Origin of the sequence: Yersinia rochesterensis (genome assembly GCF_003600645.1) — a bacterium.
In the GTDB taxonomy this organism is placed as follows: Bacteria; Pseudomonadota; Gammaproteobacteria; order Enterobacterales; family Enterobacteriaceae; genus Yersinia; species Yersinia rochesterensis.
In genome coordinates this window covers 3822814-3845106 of record NZ_CP032482.1, presented here as the reverse complement: position 1 = coordinate 3845106, position 22293 = coordinate 3822814, and the positions used below count along the sequence as shown (strand labels likewise).

The following is a 22293-nucleotide window of genomic DNA, read 5'->3' as shown; positions in this document are numbered from 1 at the left end:
TTATGGCGACGTCTGGTATGACTCCGCGCCGTCCTTACTTGTTGCGCGCATTCTATGAGTGGTTGATTGATAATCAACTGACTCCACATCTGGTTGTGGATGTTACCCGGCCGGGTGTTTCGGTGCCAATGGAGTTTGCCCGTGATGGGCAAATTGTATTGAATGTGGCACCGCGTGCAGTAGGGAATCTGGAATTGGGCAATGAGGAAGTGAGTTTCAATGCCCGTTTTGGTGGTATTCCCCGCGAAGTGACTGTCCCTATGGGGGCGGTGATGGCAATCTATGCGCGTGAAAATGGTTCCGGCACTATGTTTGAACCTGAAGAAGCTTACGATTCTGATGCTGATGGCAATTTTGTCGGCATGGAAGAAGATAACGAGGCTGCGCCGACGGAAAACTTGATGTTGGTAACGGATGAGACTCAAGTGCCTCACGGCGAGGATAACTCACCGGATGATGAGCCGCCGCAACCGCCACGCAGTGGTGGCCGCCCAGCATTGCGGGTTGTTAAGTAGTCTTTTTTATTTCTCGAGCAAATGTATAATCAGGGCGGCTTTGGCCGCCCTGATTATTTCTGCCAATTATATTGGTCATAGCCAAAATTAAGATAACTTTTTCAGCTCGGCCAGGCAGCTATCACGTTGGCTCATCATGTCACTATTTCTGATGGTTGACAGGGTGTGAGTAGCGCGTTGCTGGAAATTGGCTTTCGCCGCGCTATCTTTAACCTCGGCTGGCGCAGTACAAATCTCTGACAAAGTGAGAGTCTTACTGTTGCTTACTGCTTTGAGTACCGCGGCTGGGTTATAAATTAGCGCGGAGGATAGGGCAGATTTCACCCCCGCAGTGAAACTCGCGTTGCCGGCATCTGCTAATTTAGGAGCCATGGCAATCCAGTTATCATCACCCAGCTTGATATTATTCTCTACAGCAGGTAATTGCCCCGCTTTTGCTAATTCAGCCACCACTGCACGAGCACCTCGCGCCTCAATATTGTAGCCAACTTCTTGATAATTAAGTGACATCGCTAATGCGCTGCTGCTAATAGCCAGCAAGCCGCCAGCAATGAAAAGTAAGTGAGATTTCATAACAGATGATCCTTTCTTTAAAACAAGGCGTAACAACATAATATGCAGACCAGTGAAATTGGCTCATAAAGTATTAATCAATATGAACTCGGCCTTTACTATAGCGCTTTAGGTATAAAATGTTGAAAATAAGGTTGCTGAGATTGTTACAAAATCTTGAGTAAGTGGGGATATGCAGTAGAAAATAGCAATAAAAAGGGGCTGGATAACCAGCCCCTGATTTCTTTGAGTCTATATTGGGATCAAACTTCCAGATAATTCATAATACCTTCAGCCGCTTTGCGGCCTTCAGCAATGGCAGTTACCACCAAATCAGAGCCACGGACAATATCGCCACCGGCAAAGATTTTTGGGTTACTGGTCTGGAAGGCGTTATCCGTGCGCTCTGGTGCTACCACACGGCCTTGTTTATCCAATGCCACGTCGTGAGCCGCCAACCATTCCATGCTGTGTGGACGGAAGCCAAACGCCATCACCACGGCATCTGCGGGCAGAATATGTTCTGAACCTGGGATCTGCTCAGCCACACTACGGCCTTGTGCATCTGGAGCGCCCAGTTGAGTGCGAACCATTTTCACACCACAAACTTTGCCGTTACTGTTCACTTCGATGCTCAAAGGTTGCAGGTTGAATTTAAATTCGACCCCTTCCTCGCGGGCATTTTTCACTTCCCGCTTGGAACCCGGCATGTTGGCTTCATCACGGCGATAGGCGCAAACCACGTCGGTAGCCCCTTGGCGAATGGAGGAGCGCACGCAGTCCATCGCGGTATCACCGCCACCCAGCACCACCACGCGTTTACCTTGCATGTTGATATAGGGTTCGTGAGGTGCAGCCTCATAGCCCATTAACTGTTTTGTATTGGCGATCAGGAATGGCAGCGCATCATACACACCGGATGCATCTTCGTTTTCCAAGCCACCGCGCATGGATTGGTAAGTGCCCACACCGAGGAACACCGCGTCATATTCTTGCAGCAGCGCATCCATGGTGATGTCTTTGCCAACTTCAGTATTCAGTTGGAATTCAATGCCCATCTCGGAGAAAATTTTGCGGCGCTTTATCATCACTTCTTTTTCCAGCTTAAAAGCCGGAATACCAAAGGTGAGCAAGCCGCCAATCTCTGGGTGGCGGTCAAATACCACTGCTTGTACGCCATTACGCGCGAGCACATCAGCACAGGCTAGCCCGGCAGGGCCAGCGCCAATCACCGCCACACGTTTACCGGTGGGGTGAACATGGGACATATCCGGCTTCCAGCCCATTTCAATGGCTTTATCACTGATATAGCGCTCGATGTTGCCGATAGTGACCGCGCCAAACTCGTCATTCAGGGTACAAGACCCTTCACACAAGCGGTCTTGCGGGCACACACGGCCACAGACTTCCGGCAAGCTGTTGGTCTGGTGAGCTAAGTCTGCCGCTTCCATAATTCGCCCTTCGTTGGCCAGTTTCAGCCAGTTAGGGATGTAGTTATGAACCGGGCATTTCCATTCACAGTAGGGATTGCCACACGACAAACAGCGGTCTGCCTGTGCTTTCGCCTGTGTTTCCGAGAATGGCTCGTAAATCTCAACAAATTCAATTTTGCGGATCTTCAGCGGCTTTTTCGGCGGATCTACGCGCTGTAGGTCGATAAACTGATAAACATTCTGACTCATTTCAACCTCTTACTGCGCTTGAACCCGCAGCTCAGCTGCGGAACGGCTACGGTGACCCAACAGTGCTTTCACATCGCTGGATTTCGGTTTAACCAAAGCAAACTTGGTCACCCATTCCGGCCAGTTAGCCAGAATTTCTTCACCACGGCTAGAACCCGTCAACTGAACATGTTCAGTGATCAGGCCGCGCAGATGCTCTTCATGGATTGCCAGTTGGTCGACGTCGAGCACTTCGACCAGCTCAGGGTTAACGCGTTTACGGAATTCACCATCTTCATCAAGGACATAAGCGAAACCACCCGTCATCCCGGCCCCGAAGTTAATCCCGGTACGGCCCAGTACGCAGACAATCCCGCCTGTCATATATTCACAACCATTATCACCGATACCTTCAACGACAGTAATCGCACCGGAGTTACGCACGGCAAAACGCTCACCGGCTCGACCCGCGGCGAACAATTTGCCGCCAGTGGCGCCATACAGACAGGTATTGCCGACAATGCTGGCTTCATGACTGCGGAAGTTGGAACCCACAGGCGGGCGCACTGCGATGCGGCCACCGGCCATGCCTTTACCGACATAATCGTTGGCATCGCCCGTCAGGGTTAGCTCGACGCCGCCCGCATTCCACACCCCGAAGCTCTGACCGGCAGTGCCGGAGAAGTAAGCTTTGATAGGGTCAGTTGCCAGGCCTTGGTCGCCATGTTTAGTGGCAATCGCGCCGGACAACGCCGCGCCCACTGAGCGGTCGGTGTTGCGAATATCAAAGTAAAACGTCTTGCTGTGTTTCGCTTCAATGTGCGGTTCAGCTTGTGCCAGCAACTCTTTGTTCAATAAGCCTTTATCAAACGGAGGGTTACTTTCAGTGCAATACAGTGCTTTACCCGGATGTGGCGTAGCTGTTTTCAGCATTGGCGACAAATCCAACTTGTTCTGTTTGGCGGAGATGCCATCAAGTTCCAGCAGCATGTCAGTACGGCCAATCAAATCAACCAGTTGGCTAACACCCAGCTCCGCCATGATTTCACGGGTTTCACGGGCGATAAACTGGAAGTAGTTCACTACACGTTCAGGTAGGCCGTGATAATGGTCACGACGCAATTTCTCATCTTGGGTGGCTACACCAGTGGCGCAGTTATTCAGGTGGCAAATGCGTAAGTATTTACAACCCAGTGCTACCATAGGGCCAGTACCGAAGCCGAAGCTTTCCGCACCCAAAATTGCCGCTTTAACAATGTCGACGCCGGTTTTCAGGCCGCCATCCACTTGCAGACGGATTTTATGGCGCAGGCCATTAGCAACCAGTGCTTGCTGAGTTTCCACCAGCCCCAGTTCCCACGGGCAACCGGCATATTTCACCGAAGAAAGTGGGCTTGCGCCAGTACCGCCGTCGTAACCGGCGATGGTGATCAAATCGGCATAAGCTTTCGCCACACCGGTGGCAATGGTGCCGACGCCCGGCTCAGAAACCAGTTTCACTGAAATCAGGGCTTTCGGATTGACCTGTTTCAAATCGAAAATCAGCTGTGCTAAGTCTTCGATTGAGTAAATATCATGGTGCGGCGGTGGGGAAATTAAGGTTACACCCGGCACCGAGTAGCGCAGTTTGGCGATATACGGCGTGACTTTATCACCCGGTAATTGGCCACCTTCGCCCGGTTTTGCTCCTTGCGCCACTTTGATCTGGATAACATCAGCATTCACCAGATACGCCGGTGTCACACCGAAACGGCCAGAAGCCACCTGCTTGATACGGGACACTTTATTGGTGCCGTAACGCGCAGGGTCTTCACCGCCTTCACCGGAGTTAGAGAACCCGCCGAGGCTGTTCATGGCGATGGCGAGTGATTCATGGGCTTCCGGGCTGAGTGCGCCGATGGACATGGCGGCAGTATCAAAGCGCTGGAACAGAGATTCAGCCGGTTCAACTTGATCGACTGGGATCGGGGTGCCTTGCGGTTTGATGGCCAGCAGATCGCGCAATGTGGCAACCGGGCGCTCATTCACCAGCTTGGCATAAACCTGATAATCACTGTATTCGCCGCTGTGAACCGCGGTTTGTAAGGTGCTGACCACATCCGGGTTATACGCATGGTATTCGCCGTTGTGGACAAATTTCAGTAATCCGCCCTGATCCAGCGGCTTGCGTTTCAGCCAGGCGCGTTTGGACAGATTCTGTAAATCCTGTTGGAAATCACTGAAACTGGCCCCGCCAATACGGCTAACCACACCTTGGAAGCATAGGTCGGACAGGTCGCGGTGCAAGCCAACAGCTTCAAACAGTTTGGCGCAGCGGTAGGAGGCGACGGTTGAAATGCCCATTTTGGACATGATTTTGTACAGCCCTTTATTGATGCCGTTGCGATAGTTGAGCATCACATCGCGATACTTTTTATCAATCGCCTGGCTATCAACTAATTTAGCCAATGATTCATAAGCTAAATAAGGGTAAATCGCGGTCGCACCAAAACCGAGCAACACTGCAAAGTGGTGCGGGTCACGGGCGCTGGCGGTTTCAACAATAATGTTGGCGTCGCAGCGCAGATTTTTTTCGACTAAGCGAGTTTGGATCGCGCCGACAGCCATCGGGGCCGGTACCGGCAGGCGGTCAGGGGCGATAGCACGGTCTGACAGCACCAACATCACGGCACCATCACGCACTTTGCGCTCAGCCTCTTCGCACAAGGCCAGCACCGCTTGTTCCAAATCTGTCTCCGCCGGGTTAAAGGTCAGATCCAGCCGATCAGCGCGGTAATGTTCCCCTTCCAAGGTGGTTAATTGTTGGAAATCGGAGAACAGCAAAATAGGCGATTTAAAGCTCAGACGGTGCGCCTGACCTTCGGCTTCGCAAAATACGTTCATTTCACGACCAATACTGGTCGCCAGTGACATAACATGCGCTTCACGCAGCGGATCGATTGGCGGGTTGGTGACCTGCGCAAACTGCTGGCGGAAGTAATCGTAAATAATACGCGGGCCGCTGGAAAGCACGGCAAACGGGGTGTCATCACCCATTGAACCAGTGGCTTCCTGACCAATTTCACCCAATACGCGGATGACTTGATCCAGCTCTTCGCTACTGTAACCAAACTGCTTTTGATAGGTTTCCAGTGTCGAATCATCTAACTGGCGGCTACCCACCTGATCTTCCGGCAGATCTTCAAACGGCACCAAGCGCTTAACGTTCTTTTCCATCCACTCTTTATAGGGGTGGCGGCTTTTCAGGTCGTTATCAGTTTCGGCGGAATGCAGAATTTTACCGCTGCGGGTGTCAATCACCATCAGTTCACCGGGGCCGACACGGCCTTTTTCGATCACTTCATCGGGCTGGTAATCCCAGATACCGACTTCAGAGGCGCAGGTGATGAGTTTATCTTTGGTGATGACATAGCGCGCAGGGCGTAGGCCATTACGGTCGAGGTTACAGGCGGCGTAGCGGCCATCTGACATTACAATCCCGGCAGGGCCATCCCATGGCTCCATATGCATGGAGTTGAAGTCAAAGAAAGCGCGCAGGTCGGTATCCATATCCGGGTTATTCTGCCAGGCCGGCGGCACTAACAGACGCATAGCACGGATCAAATCCATCCCGCCGCTGAGGAACAGTTCCAGCATGTTATCCAGTGAACTGGAGTCCGAGCCGGTCTCATTGACGAAAGGGGCCGCATCCTGCAAGTCCGGAATTAATGGCGTTTTAAATTTGTAGGCACGTGCTTTGGCCCATTGGCGGTTACCGGCGATGGTGTTGATTTCGCCGTTGTGCGCCAGATAGCGGAACGGCTGAGCCAGTGGCCAGCGCGGCACGGTGTTAGTCGAGAAGCGCTGGTGGAACAGGCAAATAGCCGATTCCATGCGCAGGTCAGCCAAATCCAGATAAAAGCGCGGCAGATCCGTAGGCATACATAAGCCTTTATAGATCGTGACCAAGTTAGAGAAACTACAAACGTAGAAGTCTTTGTCGTTGGTAATGCGCTTCTCAATACGGCGACGCGCTACAAACAGGCGGCGTTCCATATCACGTGGACGCCAGCCAGCAGGGGCGTTCACAAAAATTTGTTCAATCCGAGGCAGGGAGGAGAGAGCGATTTCACCAAGAACATCCGGGTTGGTCGGCACTTCACGCCAGCCGATAATCGACAGCGTTTCATTTTGCAATTCTTCTTCTACAATGCGGCGGCTTGCCTTGGCGAGTTCTTCGTCCTGACTGAGAAACATCATGCCGACGGCATAGTTTTTGGCCAAACGCCATCCGCGTTCTTCAGCGACCATCCGGAAAAAACGATCCGGTTTTTGTAATAGCAGACCACAACCGTCGCCGGTCTTGCCATCAGCAAGGATCGCGCCACGGTGTTGCATTCGGGCCAGTGCGTGTATCGCGGTACGCACCACCTTATGGCTAGGTTCGCCTTCTATGTGGGCGATTAGGCCGAAACCACAGTTGTCCCTCTCAAGGGATTTATCGTACAACATATCAGTGAACCTCCCCAGGCTCTGCGAGACTCTCACAAACCGACTCCAGAAGGACATATTGGCATCAGGCGGGGTGGGCTGACAGCCGCATATTTCGCGACAAATCTGCTTTTCCGCCCTCCGGCAATGGCCTCTTGTGACGGTTCTCACAAGTGGTATAAGACTTGTTTTAAGAGGGAGTCTTAAATTACTGCATAATTATGACTAGACGTTTGCCCGTCCAGAAAGCTTCCAGCGGACTTCCAACTTAGCGAGAAAGAATACTCAGGTCAAATATAGGCTTAAGATATATCGTTAATGTAATAATAGGGTTTATCGTAATGATAAATATAAATTTATTGGTGTTTTTTCCCTGCTCAATGCACCATGAGGTAGATACTAAAGTGTGAGCTGTCTCACTATAGTGCAATCGACAAATCGCTGCACCATGCTAGTGCTGGTGGGGATTGCGGAATGATAAACTGGATTTAATATATTTTCTGGTGTTTAAAACTATTTTTCATTGAATTGTAACAGAAGCGCTAAGGGCTTGGTGGAAATAAGAAAATTTAATCATCGGTCAAGTGATTTTATTTGCATTTATAGTGAATGGTTATGCGAAGCTGCACCCAAGGGCTTGGGAGTTGATCTCTGTCATCGCGAATGATATCGCTAGCGGGTAGCCTAAAGCTCTTTTTTGACAGGCAGTGCCAAGATTATGCAGTTGCAGCGATTAGTCAATATGTTTGGTGCGGATTTACAGCGCCGCTATGGTGAAAAAATTCATAAACTCACGCTACACGGCGGGTTTAGCTGCCCTAATCGTGATGGAACTCTGGGGCGCGGCGGCTGCACTTTTTGCAATGTGGCCTCATTTGCTGACGAACAAATGCAGCAGCAGGGCATTGCACAGCAATTAGCGGAACAGGCCAAAAAAGCCAATCGGGCAAAACGCTACCTGGCCTACTTCCAGGCCTATACCAGTACTTATGCAGAGGTCAATGCGCTGGCGGCGATGTATGAGCAAGCTTTGGCTGAAGCTGACATTGTCGGTTTGTGTGTCGGCACTCGGCCCGATTGTGTGCCGGACGCGGTGTTGGATTTATTGAGTGGTTATCATCAGCAAGGTTATGAGGTTTGGTTGGAGTTGGGGCTACAAACCGCGAATGATAAAACCCTCAAACGTATTAATCGTGGCCATGATTTTGCTTGTTACCAGCAAACTGCCCGCCGTGCTCGTGCTCGAGGGCTGAAAGTGTGCTGCCATTTAATTGTTGGCTTGCCCGGTGAGAATCAGGCGCAGTGCATGGAAACGCTGGAGAAAGTGGTGGCAACCGGTGTCGATGGGATAAAACTGCACCCGCTGCATATCGTGGAGGGCAGTATCATGGCCAAAGCTTGGCGGGCGGGGCGTTTGCCCGAACTGGCACTGGAAGATTATGTGCTTACCGCCGGTGAAATGATCCGCCATACCCCCGCCGAAATTGTCTACCACCGGATTTCTGCCAGTGCCCGCAGGCCAACCCTGCTTGCGCCATTGTGGTGCGCGAACCGCTGGACGGGTATGAATGAGTTGAATAATTATATGCTGGCCCATGGCGGGCAAGCCTCTGCGCGGTGATCGGCTACTGCGCATCGTCATACTGGGATTGTGCAGTGCTCACAAAATGCATGCATTTTGAACGCCCTTTAGGGCGGCCCGCAGGGGAGCGTAGCGAATAAAATCCTCACGTACTACGTGTACGCTCCGGTTTTTCCGCGCTGTACGCACTCAGTCTGACTTAGCTCGCTACGCCGTAATTTTTTACCGCCCACCTTGTTTCTCACACAATACCTCATTGTGATTTGCAATCTTTTCCACACTTCTGAGGAAGCCATCTTATCTCAGCCCAGTTTTGCGGTATGATTTATCAGATAAACACAGACAGGGGTTGCTATGAAGCAAATCAGGGTATTAGCCCAGTACTACGTTGATTTAATGGTTAAGTTAGGGCTGGTTCGCTTCTCACTGCTACTGGCATCTGTGCTGGTGTTGCTGGCCATGGTGGTTCAGATGGCGGTGACCTTTGTATTGAGTGGCTCGGTGGAAACCCTCGATCTGGTGCGTTCCATTTTCTTTGGTTTGCTGATAACCCCATGGGCAGTGTATTTCCTGTCGGTGGTGGTTGAACAACTGGAAGAGTCGCGCCAGCGTTTATCGCGGTTGGTGGATAAGCTTGAAGTGATGCGTTATCGCGATTTAGAGCTAAATAAACAACTGACGGAGAATATTGCTCAACTTAATCAGGAAATCGTCGAGCGTGAGAAAGCAGAGAAAGCGCATCTGCAAGTGGTCGACAAACTGAAAGAAGAGATGGGCCACCGTGAACAGGCGCAGATTGAGTTAGGTCAGCAGTCGGCCTTATTGCGCTCTTTTTTGGATGCTTCACCGGATTTGGTTTATTACCGTAACGAAGATAATGAGTTCTCCGGCTGCAACCGGGCAATGGAATTGCTGACCGGTAAAAGTGAGAAGCAATTGGTCGGGCTGACCCCTAAAGAGGTTTATGCGCCGGATATTGCTGAGAAAGTCATGGAAACCGATGAGAAAGTTTTCCGCCACAACGTTTCGCTAACCTATGAGCAGTGGTTGGTGTACCCCGATGGCCGCAAAGCCTGCTTTGAATTGCGTAAAGTGCCGTTTTACGACCGCGTCGGTAAGCGGCACGGGTTAATGGGCTTTGGGCGCGATATAACTGAGCGTAAGCGCTATCAGGACGCGCTGGAGAACGCCAGTAGGGATAAGACGACTTTCATCTCAACTATCAGCCACGAGCTGCGTACGCCGCTTAATGGCATCGTGGGCCTGAGCCGCATCTTGTTAGATACCGAATTAGATAGCGAGCAATTAAAGTACCTGAAAACCATTCACGTCAGTGCTATTACCCTCGGGAATATCTTCAACGATATCATTGAGATGGATAAGTTGGAGCGCCGTAAAGTTCAGCTTGATAATCAACCGATTGATTTTACTGGGTTTATGGCGGATTTAGAAAACCTTTCTGGCCTGTTGGTGCAGCCAAAAGGGCTGAAGTTCATTATGGAACCGCAGTTACCATTGCCGGAGAAAATCATTACCGATGGCACCCGCTTGCGCCAAATTCTGTGGAATTTGATTGGCAACGCGGTGAAGTTTACCCAGCAAGGCGAAATTGTGGTACGGGTGCGGCGGGAAGGCACTGACCGCTTGATTTTTGAAGTAGAAGATTCAGGGATGGGCATTCCTGAGGATGAACAAGATAAGATTTTCGCCATGTATTATCAGGTGAAAGATAGCAATGGCGGCCGCCCGGCGACCGGAACGGGCATCGGGTTGGCGGTGTCTAAACGTCTGGCACAGAGCATGGGCGGTGATATCACGGTGAAAAGTGCCCAAGGGGCAGGTTCATGCTTTACCCTGACGATTAAAGCGCCAGCCGTGCAGGCCACGTCCAGCACGCCATCAGGTGAGGATCTCCCGTTGCCGGCTCTCCACATCTTGCTGGTGGAGGATATCGAGCTGAATGTTATCGTCGCGCGTTCGGTGTTGGAGAAACTGGGCAACAGTGTCGAGGTGGCGATGAATGGCCACGATGCGCTGGCGATGTTCAAACCGGATAATTTTGATTTAGTGCTGTTGGATATTCAATTACCAGATATGAGTGGGTTGGATATCGCCCGTCAAATTCGGGCTGATTATGGGCAGCAATCCTTGCCGCCATTGGTGGCCTTGACCGCTAACGTGCTGAAAGACAAAAAAGAATATTTAGATGCCGGGATGGATGATGTGCTGAGTAAGCCGTTATCAGTGCCCGCGCTCACGGCCATGATTAAGCAGTTCTGGGATCATAAGCCTTCTTCTGCCGCTAAAAAACAGGAACTTAAAGTGATGCAAACCCATGAATCGTTACTTGATACTGCCATGCTGGAACAATATATCGATTTGGTTGGCCCACAACTAATCCATCAAAGCCTTGAAATGTTTGAACAAGTGATGCCGGGCTATTTGGCGGTATTGGATTCAAACATGACCGCGCGGGATCAGCAGGGTATTACAGAAGAGGCGCATAAAATTAAAGGGGCGGCTGGCTCCGTGGGGTTACGCCATATCCAGCAGCTTGCACAGCAAATTCAGACACCGACACTGCCAGCATGGTGGGATAACGTGCAAGATTGGGTCGATGAATTAAAATCAGAATGGCGCAATGATGTTCAAGTGTTACGTGAGTGGGCAGCGACCGCTGAAAAAAAATAACCCCGACCGAGGCCGGGGTGCGCGAATACTGCGCCAACACCAGGGAAATCGTCAACCTGCCTAATAATTTCGATTTCTAATGGATTCGCAGGTTGTAAGGATTCGTCCATACATCATACAAGCAATAACATAGCAAATGTAAGCGCTCTTGTTACAAGATTCATTAAAATATGTGATAGAGATTGGTCTTTGTTACTAGAACGAGTTAAGCAATTGACAGCGTGAGAAAAGGAGAGGTGTGATGAAAACAGTCGGTGTAGTGCTGAGTGGATGTGGTGTTTTAGATGGCACAGAGATACATGAGTCTGTCTTAACTATATTAGCATTGGATCGTGCTGGAGCTCGTGTTTTATTCTTCGCACCAGATAAGCCGCAACTCCATGTTATTAATCATCTTACTGGTGAAGAATCTACTGAGCAGCGGAATGTTTTAGTGGAGTCTGCGCGCATTGCTCGGAGCCTGATAAAGCCGCTTTCTGTCGCCAATTCAGAGGACTTGGATGCCCTTATTGTTCCTGGTGGTTTTGGTGCCGCAAAGAACCTCAGTGATTTCGCCATTAAAGGTTCTGAATGTTCTATAGATCCAGATTTAGTTAAGCTTACTCAATCAATGCATAAGGCCGGTAAACCAATTGGATTTATGTGTATTTCACCGGTGATGTTGCCAAAGCTGCTGGGGAAACCTGTTCGCCTGACGATTGGTAACGATCCCGATACTATTGATGCAATTGAAGCTATGGGAGGGCAACATGTTATTTGCCCTGCTGATGATGTAGTGGTCGATGCAGAGAATAAAGTGGTCACAACACCGGCCTACATGTTGGCGGCATCAATTTCCGAAGCAGCAAAAGGAATTGATAAGCTGGTGGCGAAGGTGCTGGATTTAACCGAATGATTTCAGTTCGCCGTGGATTAAATTGGCTTTGGTATTGGGGCAAGCGGGGCATCATTGGCATTGTTGCTCTGTGGTTGGCCGGTATTTTGATTTTTGCTTTCCTGCCGGTTCCGTTTTCCATGGTCATGATTGAAAGGCAGCTCGGGGCCTGGCTGACAGGCGATTTTTCATATGTTGCTCATTCTGATTGGGTGCCGATGGATGAAATCTCGCCTTATATGGCGCTGGCGGTGATGGCCGCGGAAGATCAAAAATTCCCTGAGCATTGGGGGTTTGATGTCGGTGCCATTGAGTCGGCATTAGCCCACAATCAGCGCAATCAAAATCGTATCCGTGGTGCATCCACCTTATCGCAACAAACCGCCAAAAATCTGTTCCTATGGGATGGACGCAGCTGGGTGCGTAAAGGGTTGGAGGTGGGCCTGACCGCCGGTATTGAGTTGGTGTGGACCAAGCGGCGTATTCTGACGGTTTATCTGAATATCGCGGAATTTGGCGAGGGTATTTTTGGTGTGGAAGCGGCTGCGCGCCATTTCTTTAATAAACCGGCCAGTAAATTGAGTGCGTCAGAAGCCGCCCTGTTAGCCGCAGTTCTGCCCAATCCACTACGTTTTAAAGTGAATGCGCCATCAGGTTATGTTGTTTCCCGCCAACAGTGGATTTTGCGCCAGATGCGGCAGTTGGGTGGCAAGGCGTTTTTGCAGGAAAATCAGTTAGATTAAGAAAACGGGCTTAGATTGCGCTAAGCCCGTATCAGTTTGATTCTATGTCAATAAACTGAGTTATTTCACAATAGTAAACGCGGTAGTCACATGCTTAACGCCACTCACCTGACTGGCTATCTGAGCAGCTGATTGCCCTTCCTGCTGAGTCACCAGACCCAAAAGGAACACTTCGCCATTCTCCGTGGTGACTTTCACGTTGGAGGATTTAACCGAGTCGGCGGTCAGTAATTGTGAGCGAACTTTGGTGGTGATCCAAGTATCCATGGATGCGGTGGACAGATCGACCGGCTTACCCAAGCGCATTTCGTTATACACTTCTGTGGCACCATCAACACCGGCTGCAATTTGCTTGGCACGGCTAGACAGTTCAGCTGTTGGCGATTGCCCTGTCAGCAAAACCTTCCCTTGATAAGCGGTCACGACAAAACGTGTTTGGCTCTTTATCTGCTGATCTTTGCTCAGTGCATTGACAACTCTGGCCTCAAGTGTGCCATCGTCGACCTGGGTGCCGACAGAGCGCGGGTCTGTGGCAGATTTAGTTGCAACGGCTGCACTGCCAACCACCACAGCACCGATACAACCTTGTAATAACAGGGCGCTGAATAGCATGGCAAAAATATAACCAACCTTCATTCGTGCTCCTTTAATCGTCCTGATGAGGAAATAGAGTGTTATCAATTAAGTCACACAAGCAATTCACTGTCAGCATGTGTAATTCTTGAACCCGAGCGCTACGGTGCGAAGGTATGCGGATTTCAACATCCTGCTGACCTAACAAGCCCGCCAGCTCACCACCATCATAACCGGTCAGTGCGACGATGGTCATATCACGGGTAACTGCGGCTTCGACCGCTTTCACAATATCACGGCTATTGCCACGAGTGGAAATAGCGAGCAAAACATCACCAGCATGACCCAGCGCACGAACCTGTTTGGCATAGACTTCATCATGCAGGCGGTCATTGGCGATTGCTGTCAGCACCACATTATCAGCATTTAAAGCAATAGCTGGCAGGCTGGGCCGTTCTGTTTCAAAACGGTTTATCATACTAGCCGCAAAGTGTTGTGCGTTAGCCGCAGAAGTCCCATTACCGCAGCAGAGAATTTTATTGCCGTTGAGCAGTGACTGAACCAACGTCATTGCTGCACGGGATATGGCATCAGGCAGAGCCTCAGCCGCGGCAATCTGGGTTTGAATACTTTCTGTAAAACAACCTTTGATTCTATCCAGCACGTTGATTTGACCCACTTAATAAAATTAATATGCCCTTCGTATTTGAAGCTGCAAGGGTGTTGGCTACGTTCATTCACTCGAATCACTTACCTGAGTCAGCTCATCGGGATTCGTTCTCTTGCCGCCTACTTGCAACTCCAACTTCTTTGGGCAGAGCCGGCATAAACCGGAGAAAAATCATCAATCCGCATTGAAGGCGTTTGGCAGCCATTCTAACTGACTACCCGTGATGGCAAAAACATCAAAACGGCATAATGTTGTGGCAAAACATGCGTTTCGTTGTGCCAACCAAAGGGCCGCAGCCCGGAGTAGCCGCTGTTGCTTGCGGTAAGTGACACTGGCGGCAGCGCCACCGAATAGGGTATTGCGGCGAAAGCGTACTTCAACAAACACCCAAGTGGCTCCGTCGCGCATGATAAGGTCAATCTCACCACTTTGATAGGTGACATTGGCCGCCTCAAACACTAAACCCGCCCGCTCAAGATGGTGGCGGGCTTGGTTTTCGTAGTGTGTGCCAGTTTTCCTTTGGCTCATAATTCCCTTCGTCCTTGAAATTGCAGGGTTGTTAGCTGCATTCATTTACCCGAATCACTTACTTGAGTAAGCTCATCGGGGTTCACTCACTTGCTGCCTACCTGCAAACTCCAATGACTTTGGGAATACTTTTCGTCCTTGAAATTGCAGGGTTGTTAGCTGCATTCATTTACCCGAATCACTTACTTGAGTAAGCTCATCGGGGTTCACTCACTTGCTGCCTACCTGCAAACTCCAATGACTTTGGGAATACTTTTCGTCCTTGAAATTGCAGGGTTGTTAGCTGCATTCATTTACCCGAATCACTTACTTGAGTAAGCTCATCGGGGTTCACTCACTTGCTGCCTACCTGCAAACTCCAATGACTTTGGGAATACTTTTCGTCCTTGAAATTGCAGGGTTGTTAGCTGCATTCATTTACCCGAATCACTTACTTGAGTAAGCTCATCGGGGTTCACTCACTTGCTGCCTACCTGCAAACTCCAATGACTTTGGGAATACTTTTCGTCCTTGAAATTGCAGGGTTGTTAGCTGCATTCATTTACCCGAATCACTTACTTGAGTAAGCTCATCGGGGTTCACTCACTTGCTGCCTACCTGCAAACTCCAATGACTTTGGGAATACTTTTCGTCCTTGAAATTGCAGGGTTGTTAGCTGCATTCATTTACCCGAATCACTTACTTGAGTAAGCTCATCGGGGTTCACTCACTTGCTGCCTACCTGCAAACTCCAATGACTTTGGGAATACTTTTCGTCCTTGAAATTGCAGGGTTGTTAGCTGCATTCATTTACCCGAATCACTTACTTGAGTAAGCTCATCGGGGTTCACTCACTTGCTGCCTACCTGCAAACTCCAATGACTTTGGGAATACTTTTCGTCCTTGAAATTGCAGGGTTGTTAGCTGCATTCATTTACCCGAATCACTTACTTGAGTAAGCTCATCGGGGTTCACTCACTTGCTGCCTACCTGCAAACTCCAATGACTTTGGGAATACTTTTCGTCCTTGAAATTGCAGGGTTGTTAGCTGCATTCATTTACCCGAATCACTTACTTGAGTAAGCTCATCGGGGTTCACTCACTTGCTGCCTACCTGCAAACTCCAATGACTTTGGGAATACTTTTCGTCCTTGAAATTGCAGGGTTGTTAGCTGCATTCATTTACCCGAATCACTTACTTGAGTAAGCTCATCGGGGTTCACTCACTTGCTGCCTACCTGCAAACTCCAATGACTTTGGGAATACTTTTCGTCCTTGAAATTGCAGGGTTGTTAGCTGCATTCATTTACCCGAATCACTTACTTGAGTAAGCTCATCGGGGTTCACTCACTTGCTGCCTACCTGCAAACTCCAATGACTTTGGGAATACTTTTCGTCCTTGAAATTGCAGGGTTGTTAGCTGCATTCATTTACCCGAATCACTTACTTGAGTAAGCTCATCGGGGTTCACTCACTTGCTGCCTACCTGCAAACTCCAATGACTTTGGGAATACTTTTCGTCCTTGAAATTGCAGGGTTGTTAGCTGCATTCATTTACCCGAATCACTTACTTGAGTAAGCTCATCGGGGTTCACTCACTTGCTGCCTACCTGCAAACTCCAATGACTTTGGGAATACTTTTCGTCCTTGAAATTGCAGGGTTGTTAGCTGCATTCATTTACCCGAATCACTTACTTGAGTAAGCTCATCGGGGTTCACTCACTTGCTGCCTACCTGCAAACTCCAATGACTTTGGGAATACTTTTCGTCCTTGAAATTGCAGGGTTGTTAGCTGCATTCATTTACCCGAATCACTTACTTGAGTAAGCTCATCGGGGTTCACTCACTTGCTGCCTACCTGCAAACTCCAATGACTTTGGGAATACTTTTCGTCCTTGAAATTGCAGGGTTGTTAGCTGCATTCATTTACCCGAATCACTTACTTGAGTAAGCTCATCGGGGTTCACTCACTTGCTGCCTACCTGCAAACTCCAATGACTTTGGGAATACTTTTCGTCCTTGAAATTGCAGGGTTGTTAGCTGCGTTCATTCACCCGAATCACTTACGCCGCCGGTACTACCATGCCCTGGCGGTATTGCAGCCAAGGTAATTTACGGGTGATAACACAATCGGCTGATGCCGTTAAATCACCGGTGGTGCCGCTGACCTGGAAACCAGGAATTTGGCGCATTTCAGCAAAATGATTCGATAATGTCCACGCATCAATGCCCATGGCGTACAAACGTACCAGCGAATAGTCGTTAGCATATTTGGCTGCCGCTTGTTGCATCAAAGCTGGATTCGACCCGGCCATCAGTGGAATATCACTAAACTGAATGCCTTCCATTTCCAGCCGGTAGTCTGGGCCTGCACCTGCTTGATAGCTGCGTGAGCTGGCGAACAGTGCAGGTTTGCTGCGGGTGCTGGTCGCCATATCAATCATTGGCTTAATCAGTGTCAGCTCGGCCGGTGTCGCGATGATATACACCGCATCAATGTTACCACCAACGGCGGTTGAAACTACCGGTGCATCGACGGGCGGTGCAGGGATGGTCAGGCCAGCAATAGTGACTGATGCTGGTGCAGCCGCCGGTGCGCTTGAAACGCTAATCGGTTGACCGGTCAGGCGGATGCCCGCGCCACTGTTGATAGCTTGTTTTAACTCCGCAGTAGAGCCGAAGTTTTGTTGTAATACCGTCTGACCACCTTGCTTCTGCCACTCTTCAGCAAAGGCTTTGGCGATGCGGTCACCCAAGGCACCACGCGGGGTTAGCAACAGCGGCATTCTTTTTTCCTGGCTCCATAAATGATGCGCGGCATCGCGGGCTTCATCTTCAGGAGAAAGGGCGAAATAACAGATATTCGGGCTATTGGTGCTGACTTCCGGCTGGTTCAGCGCCAGAATATTTAGTGTGCTGGGGGTTGCACTCAGTTGTTCAACTTCGGGCTTCAGCAGTGGGCCAACCACCAATGTCGCGCCATCTTGCTGGGCTTGCGCGAGTAAAGCTGCAATCGGCTGAGTGGTGGTATCGTAGATTTTGACTTGTGCATTGCTGGTGGCGACAGGTACCGGCGCTGGTATAGGCGCAGCCACATCTGTAACCGGCGTCGCCGCGGCATCCGTTGGCGTACTTGCGGTTGCATCTGGCTCTACCGGTGTAGGAGCGTTAACTGGCAAGCCATTCTGTGCGGCAGTAAAACCTTGCTGGATAGCATCGGCAAAGACTTGTGCCGGGCCACTTAATGGCAGCAATAAGGCAATTTTCGCCGTAGACGCCTGGCTGAAGTTGCTGATTTGCGTTAATGCCGTTGGCAGGTTTTTCGCTGCCGGATTTTGCGGATAACGATTTTGCCAATCTTTAATACCGGCTTTCAGCATGTCAGGGTCTTGCTTGTTATCCTGATAGACATGCAGTAAATCCAGCCAACCTTGCAGGACGTTTTCGTCCGCGTTAATCACAATGTTATTCAACTCTTGTGGGGTGAGCTGGGCCAGCGCTTGCCAGGTGCCATCAATATTATCTTGATGGGCTTTATCACTGAGCAGGGGTTCTTGAGCAATGAATGCGCGCACCAGCGGCAAGGTTGCTTTACCCTGATTGGCGGCAATCAGTGCTTGATAGAAGCGCACTTGTTGGTTGGCTGAGAACTTCCCTGCATCCAATTTGGCCAAAACATCCGCAGCAGCAGGATTGTTTTTCTGTGCAACCAGCAGTTCTGCGGTCAGTAATTGCTGTTCCTGGCGCTGTGTGTCATTCAGGTCAGCGGGCAAAGTTCCAAGCAGTTCTGCTGCTTGAGGGACTTTCCCTTCGCGTAACTGGGCACGAATGGCAAGTAATTGCCAGTCAGCCTTGTTATCATCACTGCTCTGTTGCAACTGTTGCAGATAATAGTCAGAGTTAGCGCTTGCTTCGTCCTGTATATTGGCGGGCGGCGTCTGTGGTGCTCTGCCTGAACAAGCTGCCAGTATCAAAGCAGCCAACACAACAGGGACTAGCCCTGCTTTGGAACGAACGAATGTTGAGGAAAGCATACTGTATCCAGTGATGTTTTTTTCAAGATGCTCAATATTAAATCGGTAATTCGGATGAAACAATGAATCAACACGATCGAGCAGTGATTTCTGCATCTACGCTTTATGTGGTACCTACCCCAATCGGTAATTTAGGGGATATAACCCATCGGGCGTTAGAGGTACTGAAAGGCGTTGATTTGATTGCGGCAGAAGATACACGTCATACAGGGTTGCTGTTACAACATTTCGCGATCAACGCCCGCCTATTTGCACTTCATGACCATAACGAACAACAAAAAGCCGATCATTTACTGGCGAAACTGCAAGCCGGCCAGAGTATTGCACTGGTTTCAGATGCAGGCACGCCACTGATTAACGATCCGGGCTACCATTTAGTGCGCCGTTGCCGTGAAGCTGGCATCAGAGTTGTGCCATTACCGGGCGCATGTGCGGCGATTACAGCCCTCTCCGCCGCCGGTATTGCCTCAGACCGTTTTTGCTACGAAGGCTTCTTGCCTGCGAAAACCAAAGGACGTAAGGATACTCTGCAAGCGCTGATTGAGGAACCTCGAACCCTAATCTTCTACGAATCAACCCATCGCTTGTTAGAAAGTTTACAGGACATGGTAACTGTACTTGGCCCACAACGCTATGTGGTACTGGCTAGAGAACTCACCAAAACTTGGGAGTCTATCCACGGCGCGCCTGTTGGCGAGTTACTGGCGTGGGTTCAGGAAGAAGAAACCCGACGCCGTGGCGAAATGGTCTTGATTGTCGAAGGCCATAAAGTACAGGCGGATGATGCTCTGCCTGCCGCCGCCTTGCGTACTCTGGCGTTGTTGCAAAAAGAGTTACCGCTGAAAAAAGCTGCCGCTTTAGCCGCAGAAATCCACGGCGTGAAAAAGAATGCGCTTTATAAGTATGCACTTGAACAGCAAGATGACAGCCAAATGCAAGCGGAAGATGACATTCAACAGTAATGTGACTATAATCCGCCGCGGAGTTGACTAGACAGTCGCCGCTTCGCTGCCGTCCCTTTCGGGGGAGACAGGTGAAGGGGAGGAAAGTCCGGGCTCCATAGGGCAGGGTGCCAGGTAACGCCTGGGAGGCGCAAGCCTACGACAAGTGCAACAGAGAGCAAACCGCCGATGGCCCGCGCAAGTGGGATCAGGTAAGGGTGAAAGGGTGCGGTAAGAGCGCACCGCGCGGCTGGCAACAGTTCGTGGCAAGGTAAACTCCACCCGGAGCAAGGCCAAATAGGGGTTCACATGGTACGGCCCGTACTGAACCCGGGTAGGCTGCTTGAGCCAGTGAGTGATTGCTGGCCTAGAGGAATGACTGTCCACGACAGAACCCGGCTTACCGGTCAACTCCACTCATTCCATAAAACCCCGCTTCGGCGCTGGTGAATCCCCAGAAAAAAGGACAGGCATAGAGAAAATATGATCTACTGATTGTGCAACCAATTCAGCGAGATCAACTCTATGCCTGCCCGTAAAGTATGCCAGAACTTTTTCCGGGGCGCTTTAGCCCCGTTTCATCAATATCGTCAAAATGCCCTGATTGATGCAACCGTTGCATTGACGCGTGGCGCTTCTCTGACCCTGACCAGTATCGGACGCCATCTGCCGGGAACCGCTCAGGTAAAACACAAGATAAAACGGGTTGACCGGCTGTTAGGTAATACGGCTCTTCACCATGACATCCCTCTGATATTTCGTAATATTACTTCGTTACTTACGCGCCGACTTCCCTGGTGTGTTATTGCTGTTGACTGGAGTGGTTATCCCTCACAGGCATTCCACGTCTTACGCGCCAGCCTGATTTGTGATGGTCGTTCCATCCCGTTAATGAGCCAAATTGTTCCCTCGCATAACCAACAGAATGCATTGATACAAAAAGAGTTCCTGAATTCTATCGCCACCGCTATTGCGCCTGATAAAAAGGTACTCATCGTCACTGACGCCGGTTTTCAAAATGCCTGGTTTCACCATATTAAATCATTGGGTTGGGATTTTATCGGGCGAGTCAGAGGCAATATCCAGCTCCGGCTGGATAAAAAAGGTGAGCACTGGTTCAGGCGGCAGGAATTATCGGCCAGTGGCCAACCTGAATATCTGGGGCCGGGGACACTCGCACGTGCAGAATATGCCCGCTGTGATGGTCACTTTTACCTGCATAAAAAGGAACCCAAAGGGCGGCAGAATAAACGTGCCCGTTGCCGGATATCTCGCTATTCGCAGGAGCGGGACGGACGCGCCGCAGCAAAAGAACCGTGGCTTATTTTTAGCAGTACAGAGGAGTTTAAACCACGTGAAGTCATGAAGTTATACAGTCGCAGGATGCAGATAGAGCAGAATTTTCGCGATGAGAAAAGTGAACGTTTTGGCTTTGGGCTTCGCGCCAGTCACAGCCGCACAGCGGGGCGTATACTGGTGTTAAGTCTTCTGGCAACGTTAAGCACGGCAGTATTATGGTTACTTGGCTATCATGCTGAAAATAAAGGGTTACATCTGAGGTATCAGGCTAACAGCCTTAAGTCACGACGGGTTATATCTTATCTGACATTAGCGGAGAATATCTTGCGACACTCTCCGCTAATTTTAACGCGAACAGCACTGGATGCAGTTCTTAATCACCTCGCCAAAACCTACCGAAGTATGGTGTTGGTTTATTAGCGCTGAATTAGTGGGGATCCCTCAGCGCTTCGGCGGGGTTTTTGTTTCTGTGATATATGCAGGAGAGGAATGACTGTCCACGACGCGAGTCACTCTATAACGATGATTCCGAGACGGCCCATTAACTGTGATACCTGATCACTATCCAATTTGACACCCTCCAAATCATTTCTACGAATGTCTAGCTCACCGATGGCAGAATTGGTCAGGTCACAATGGGTGAAATTTGCTGAACTCCAGTCAAAAGATGAGAATTCACCACCAGACAAATCAGATCCGCTAAAATTTGCCCCTAAAATATTCGTACCCATCCAACGGTTTTCCCATAACTCACATTTCTCTAGGACAACTTTCGAAAAGTTCGCGTAACTTAAATTGTTTTTAGTGATATATGCACTACAAAACCAACTCCGGGCGGTAATCATATTCATAAAACTGGCACCGCGAAAATCAGCGCCTTGAGCCAGGCAGCCTCTTATTTCTATTCCTAACGCATTAATGTTCATGAAGTTATTCATAGTTAAATCGCAGTTTTTAAAACTGGCGTCTTTTAAGGTTGCACGATTAAAGTCACATCCCACCTGATATTCTCGATCGTAAAATTGGCAGTTGATAAACTGTGTATCGGTTAAATCGTTACCAGAAAAATCGCATTCAAAAAACTGGCTGTTTTCTACAGTGCTCCCAGTAAATTGATTGGTATTAAACTTTGTACTGCGATAGAGCGATGACATCATTAAAATACCTGTGTATTTGCTCAA

The 22293-nt window shown here is 49.8% G+C and carries 15 protein-coding genes and 1 other RNA gene; 8 read left to right on the top strand and 8 right to left on the bottom strand.

Going from position 1 to position 22293, the window contains the following annotated elements; genetic code table 11:
* The first annotated feature begins 2 nt into the window (after positions 1-2).
* Entirely contained in the window at positions 3-515 is a 513-nt protein-coding gene (gene sspB / locus DXZ79_RS17835; RefSeq protein WP_038638766.1) for a ClpXP protease specificity-enhancing factor, read from the top strand.
* A gap of 87 nt (positions 516-602) precedes the next feature.
* On the opposite strand, the gene DXZ79_RS17830 is transcribed toward sspB, so the two are convergent.
* The 3 genes from DXZ79_RS17830 to gltB form a co-directional block, all read right to left on the bottom strand.
* Positions 603-1088, bottom strand: coding sequence for a hypothetical protein (locus DXZ79_RS17830; RefSeq protein ID WP_038638769.1), 486 nt, complete (start codon positions 1086-1088; stop codon positions 603-605).
* Positions 1089-1330: 242 nt separating this feature from the next.
* The gene (locus DXZ79_RS17825) at positions 1331-2749 is read right to left on the bottom strand and encodes a glutamate synthase small subunit (protein WP_004392007.1); all 1419 of its coding nucleotides are present in this window, start codon (positions 2747-2749) and stop codon (positions 1331-1333) included.
* Positions 2750-2758: 9 nt separating this feature from the next.
* Entirely contained in the window at positions 2759-7219 is a 4461-nt protein-coding gene (gene gltB, locus DXZ79_RS17820; RefSeq protein ID WP_038638771.1) for a glutamate synthase large subunit, read from the bottom strand.
* Positions 7220-7916: 697 nt separating this feature from the next.
* Here gltB and mnmL point away from each other — a divergent pair.
* From mnmL to mtgA, 4 genes are all read left to right on the top strand, one after another.
* Entirely contained in the window at positions 7917-8819 is a 903-nt protein-coding gene (gene mnmL, locus DXZ79_RS17815) for a tRNA modification radical SAM protein MnmL/YtqA (protein ID WP_050292037.1), read from the top strand.
* Between the two features lie 315 nt (positions 8820-9134).
* Positions 9135-11471 carry an aerobic respiration two-component sensor histidine kinase ArcB gene (gene arcB, locus DXZ79_RS17810; protein WP_038638778.1) on the top strand — a complete coding sequence of 779 codons (2337 nt, stop codon included), beginning with the start codon at positions 9135-9137 and terminating at the stop codon, positions 11469-11471.
* A gap of 241 nt (positions 11472-11712) precedes the next feature.
* Positions 11713-12366: an isoprenoid biosynthesis glyoxalase ElbB gene (elbB, locus tag DXZ79_RS17805; RefSeq protein WP_038638781.1), complete on the top strand. Its 654-nt coding sequence runs from the start codon at positions 11713-11715 to the stop codon at positions 12364-12366.
* Positions 12363-13088 carry a monofunctional biosynthetic peptidoglycan transglycosylase gene (gene mtgA, locus DXZ79_RS17800; protein ID WP_038638783.1) on the top strand — a complete coding sequence of 242 codons (726 nt, stop codon included), beginning with the start codon at positions 12363-12365 and terminating at the stop codon, positions 13086-13088. The genes elbB and mtgA overlap by 4 nt, the downstream gene beginning before the upstream one ends.
* A 60-nt stretch (positions 13089-13148) precedes the next feature.
* Here mtgA and dolP read toward each other — a convergent pair whose 3' ends face one another.
* The 4 genes from dolP to DXZ79_RS17780 form a co-directional block, all read right to left on the bottom strand.
* Entirely contained in the window at positions 13149-13724 is a 576-nt protein-coding gene (gene dolP / locus DXZ79_RS17795; RefSeq protein WP_038638786.1) for a division/outer membrane stress-associated lipid-binding lipoprotein, read from the bottom strand.
* 10 nt (positions 13725-13734) lie between these two features.
* Positions 13735-14325: a DnaA initiator-associating protein DiaA gene (gene diaA / locus DXZ79_RS17790; RefSeq protein WP_004710884.1), complete on the bottom strand. Its 591-nt coding sequence runs from the start codon at positions 14323-14325 to the stop codon at positions 13735-13737.
* A gap of 180 nt (positions 14326-14505) precedes the next feature.
* Positions 14506-14859, bottom strand: a complete 354-nt coding sequence (locus tag DXZ79_RS17785) for a YraN family protein (RefSeq protein WP_038638788.1) — start codon at positions 14857-14859, stop codon at positions 14506-14508.
* A 2042-nt stretch (positions 14860-16901) separates the two neighbouring features.
* Entirely contained in the window at positions 16902-18872 is a 1971-nt protein-coding gene (locus DXZ79_RS17780; RefSeq protein ID WP_038638789.1) for a penicillin-binding protein activator, read from the bottom strand.
* A 62-nt stretch (positions 18873-18934) separates the two neighbouring features.
* Here DXZ79_RS17780 and rsmI point away from each other — a divergent pair, with 62 nt between their 5' ends.
* From rsmI to DXZ79_RS17765, 3 genes are all read left to right on the top strand, one after another.
* Complete coding sequence (gene rsmI / locus DXZ79_RS17775) at positions 18935-19834, top strand: 16S rRNA (cytidine(1402)-2'-O)-methyltransferase (protein ID WP_038638792.1); 900 nt, start codon at positions 18935-18937, stop codon at positions 19832-19834.
* Between the two features lie 19 nt (positions 19835-19853).
* Positions 19854-20232: RNase P RNA component class A (gene rnpB / locus DXZ79_RS17770), an RNA gene on the top strand.
* 106 nt (positions 20233-20338) lie between these two features.
* Positions 20339-21532, top strand: coding sequence for an IS4 family transposase (locus tag DXZ79_RS17765; protein WP_120011132.1), 1194 nt, complete (start codon positions 20339-20341; stop codon positions 21530-21532).
* Between the two features lie 89 nt (positions 21533-21621).
* Here the strand turns inward: DXZ79_RS17765 and DXZ79_RS17760 are convergent, their stop codons facing one another.
* The gene (locus tag DXZ79_RS17760; RefSeq protein ID WP_038640015.1) at positions 21622-22266 is read right to left on the bottom strand and encodes a Qnr family pentapeptide repeat protein; all 645 of its coding nucleotides are present in this window, start codon (positions 22264-22266) and stop codon (positions 21622-21624) included.
* Between the last annotated feature and the right edge of the window lie 27 nt (positions 22267-22293).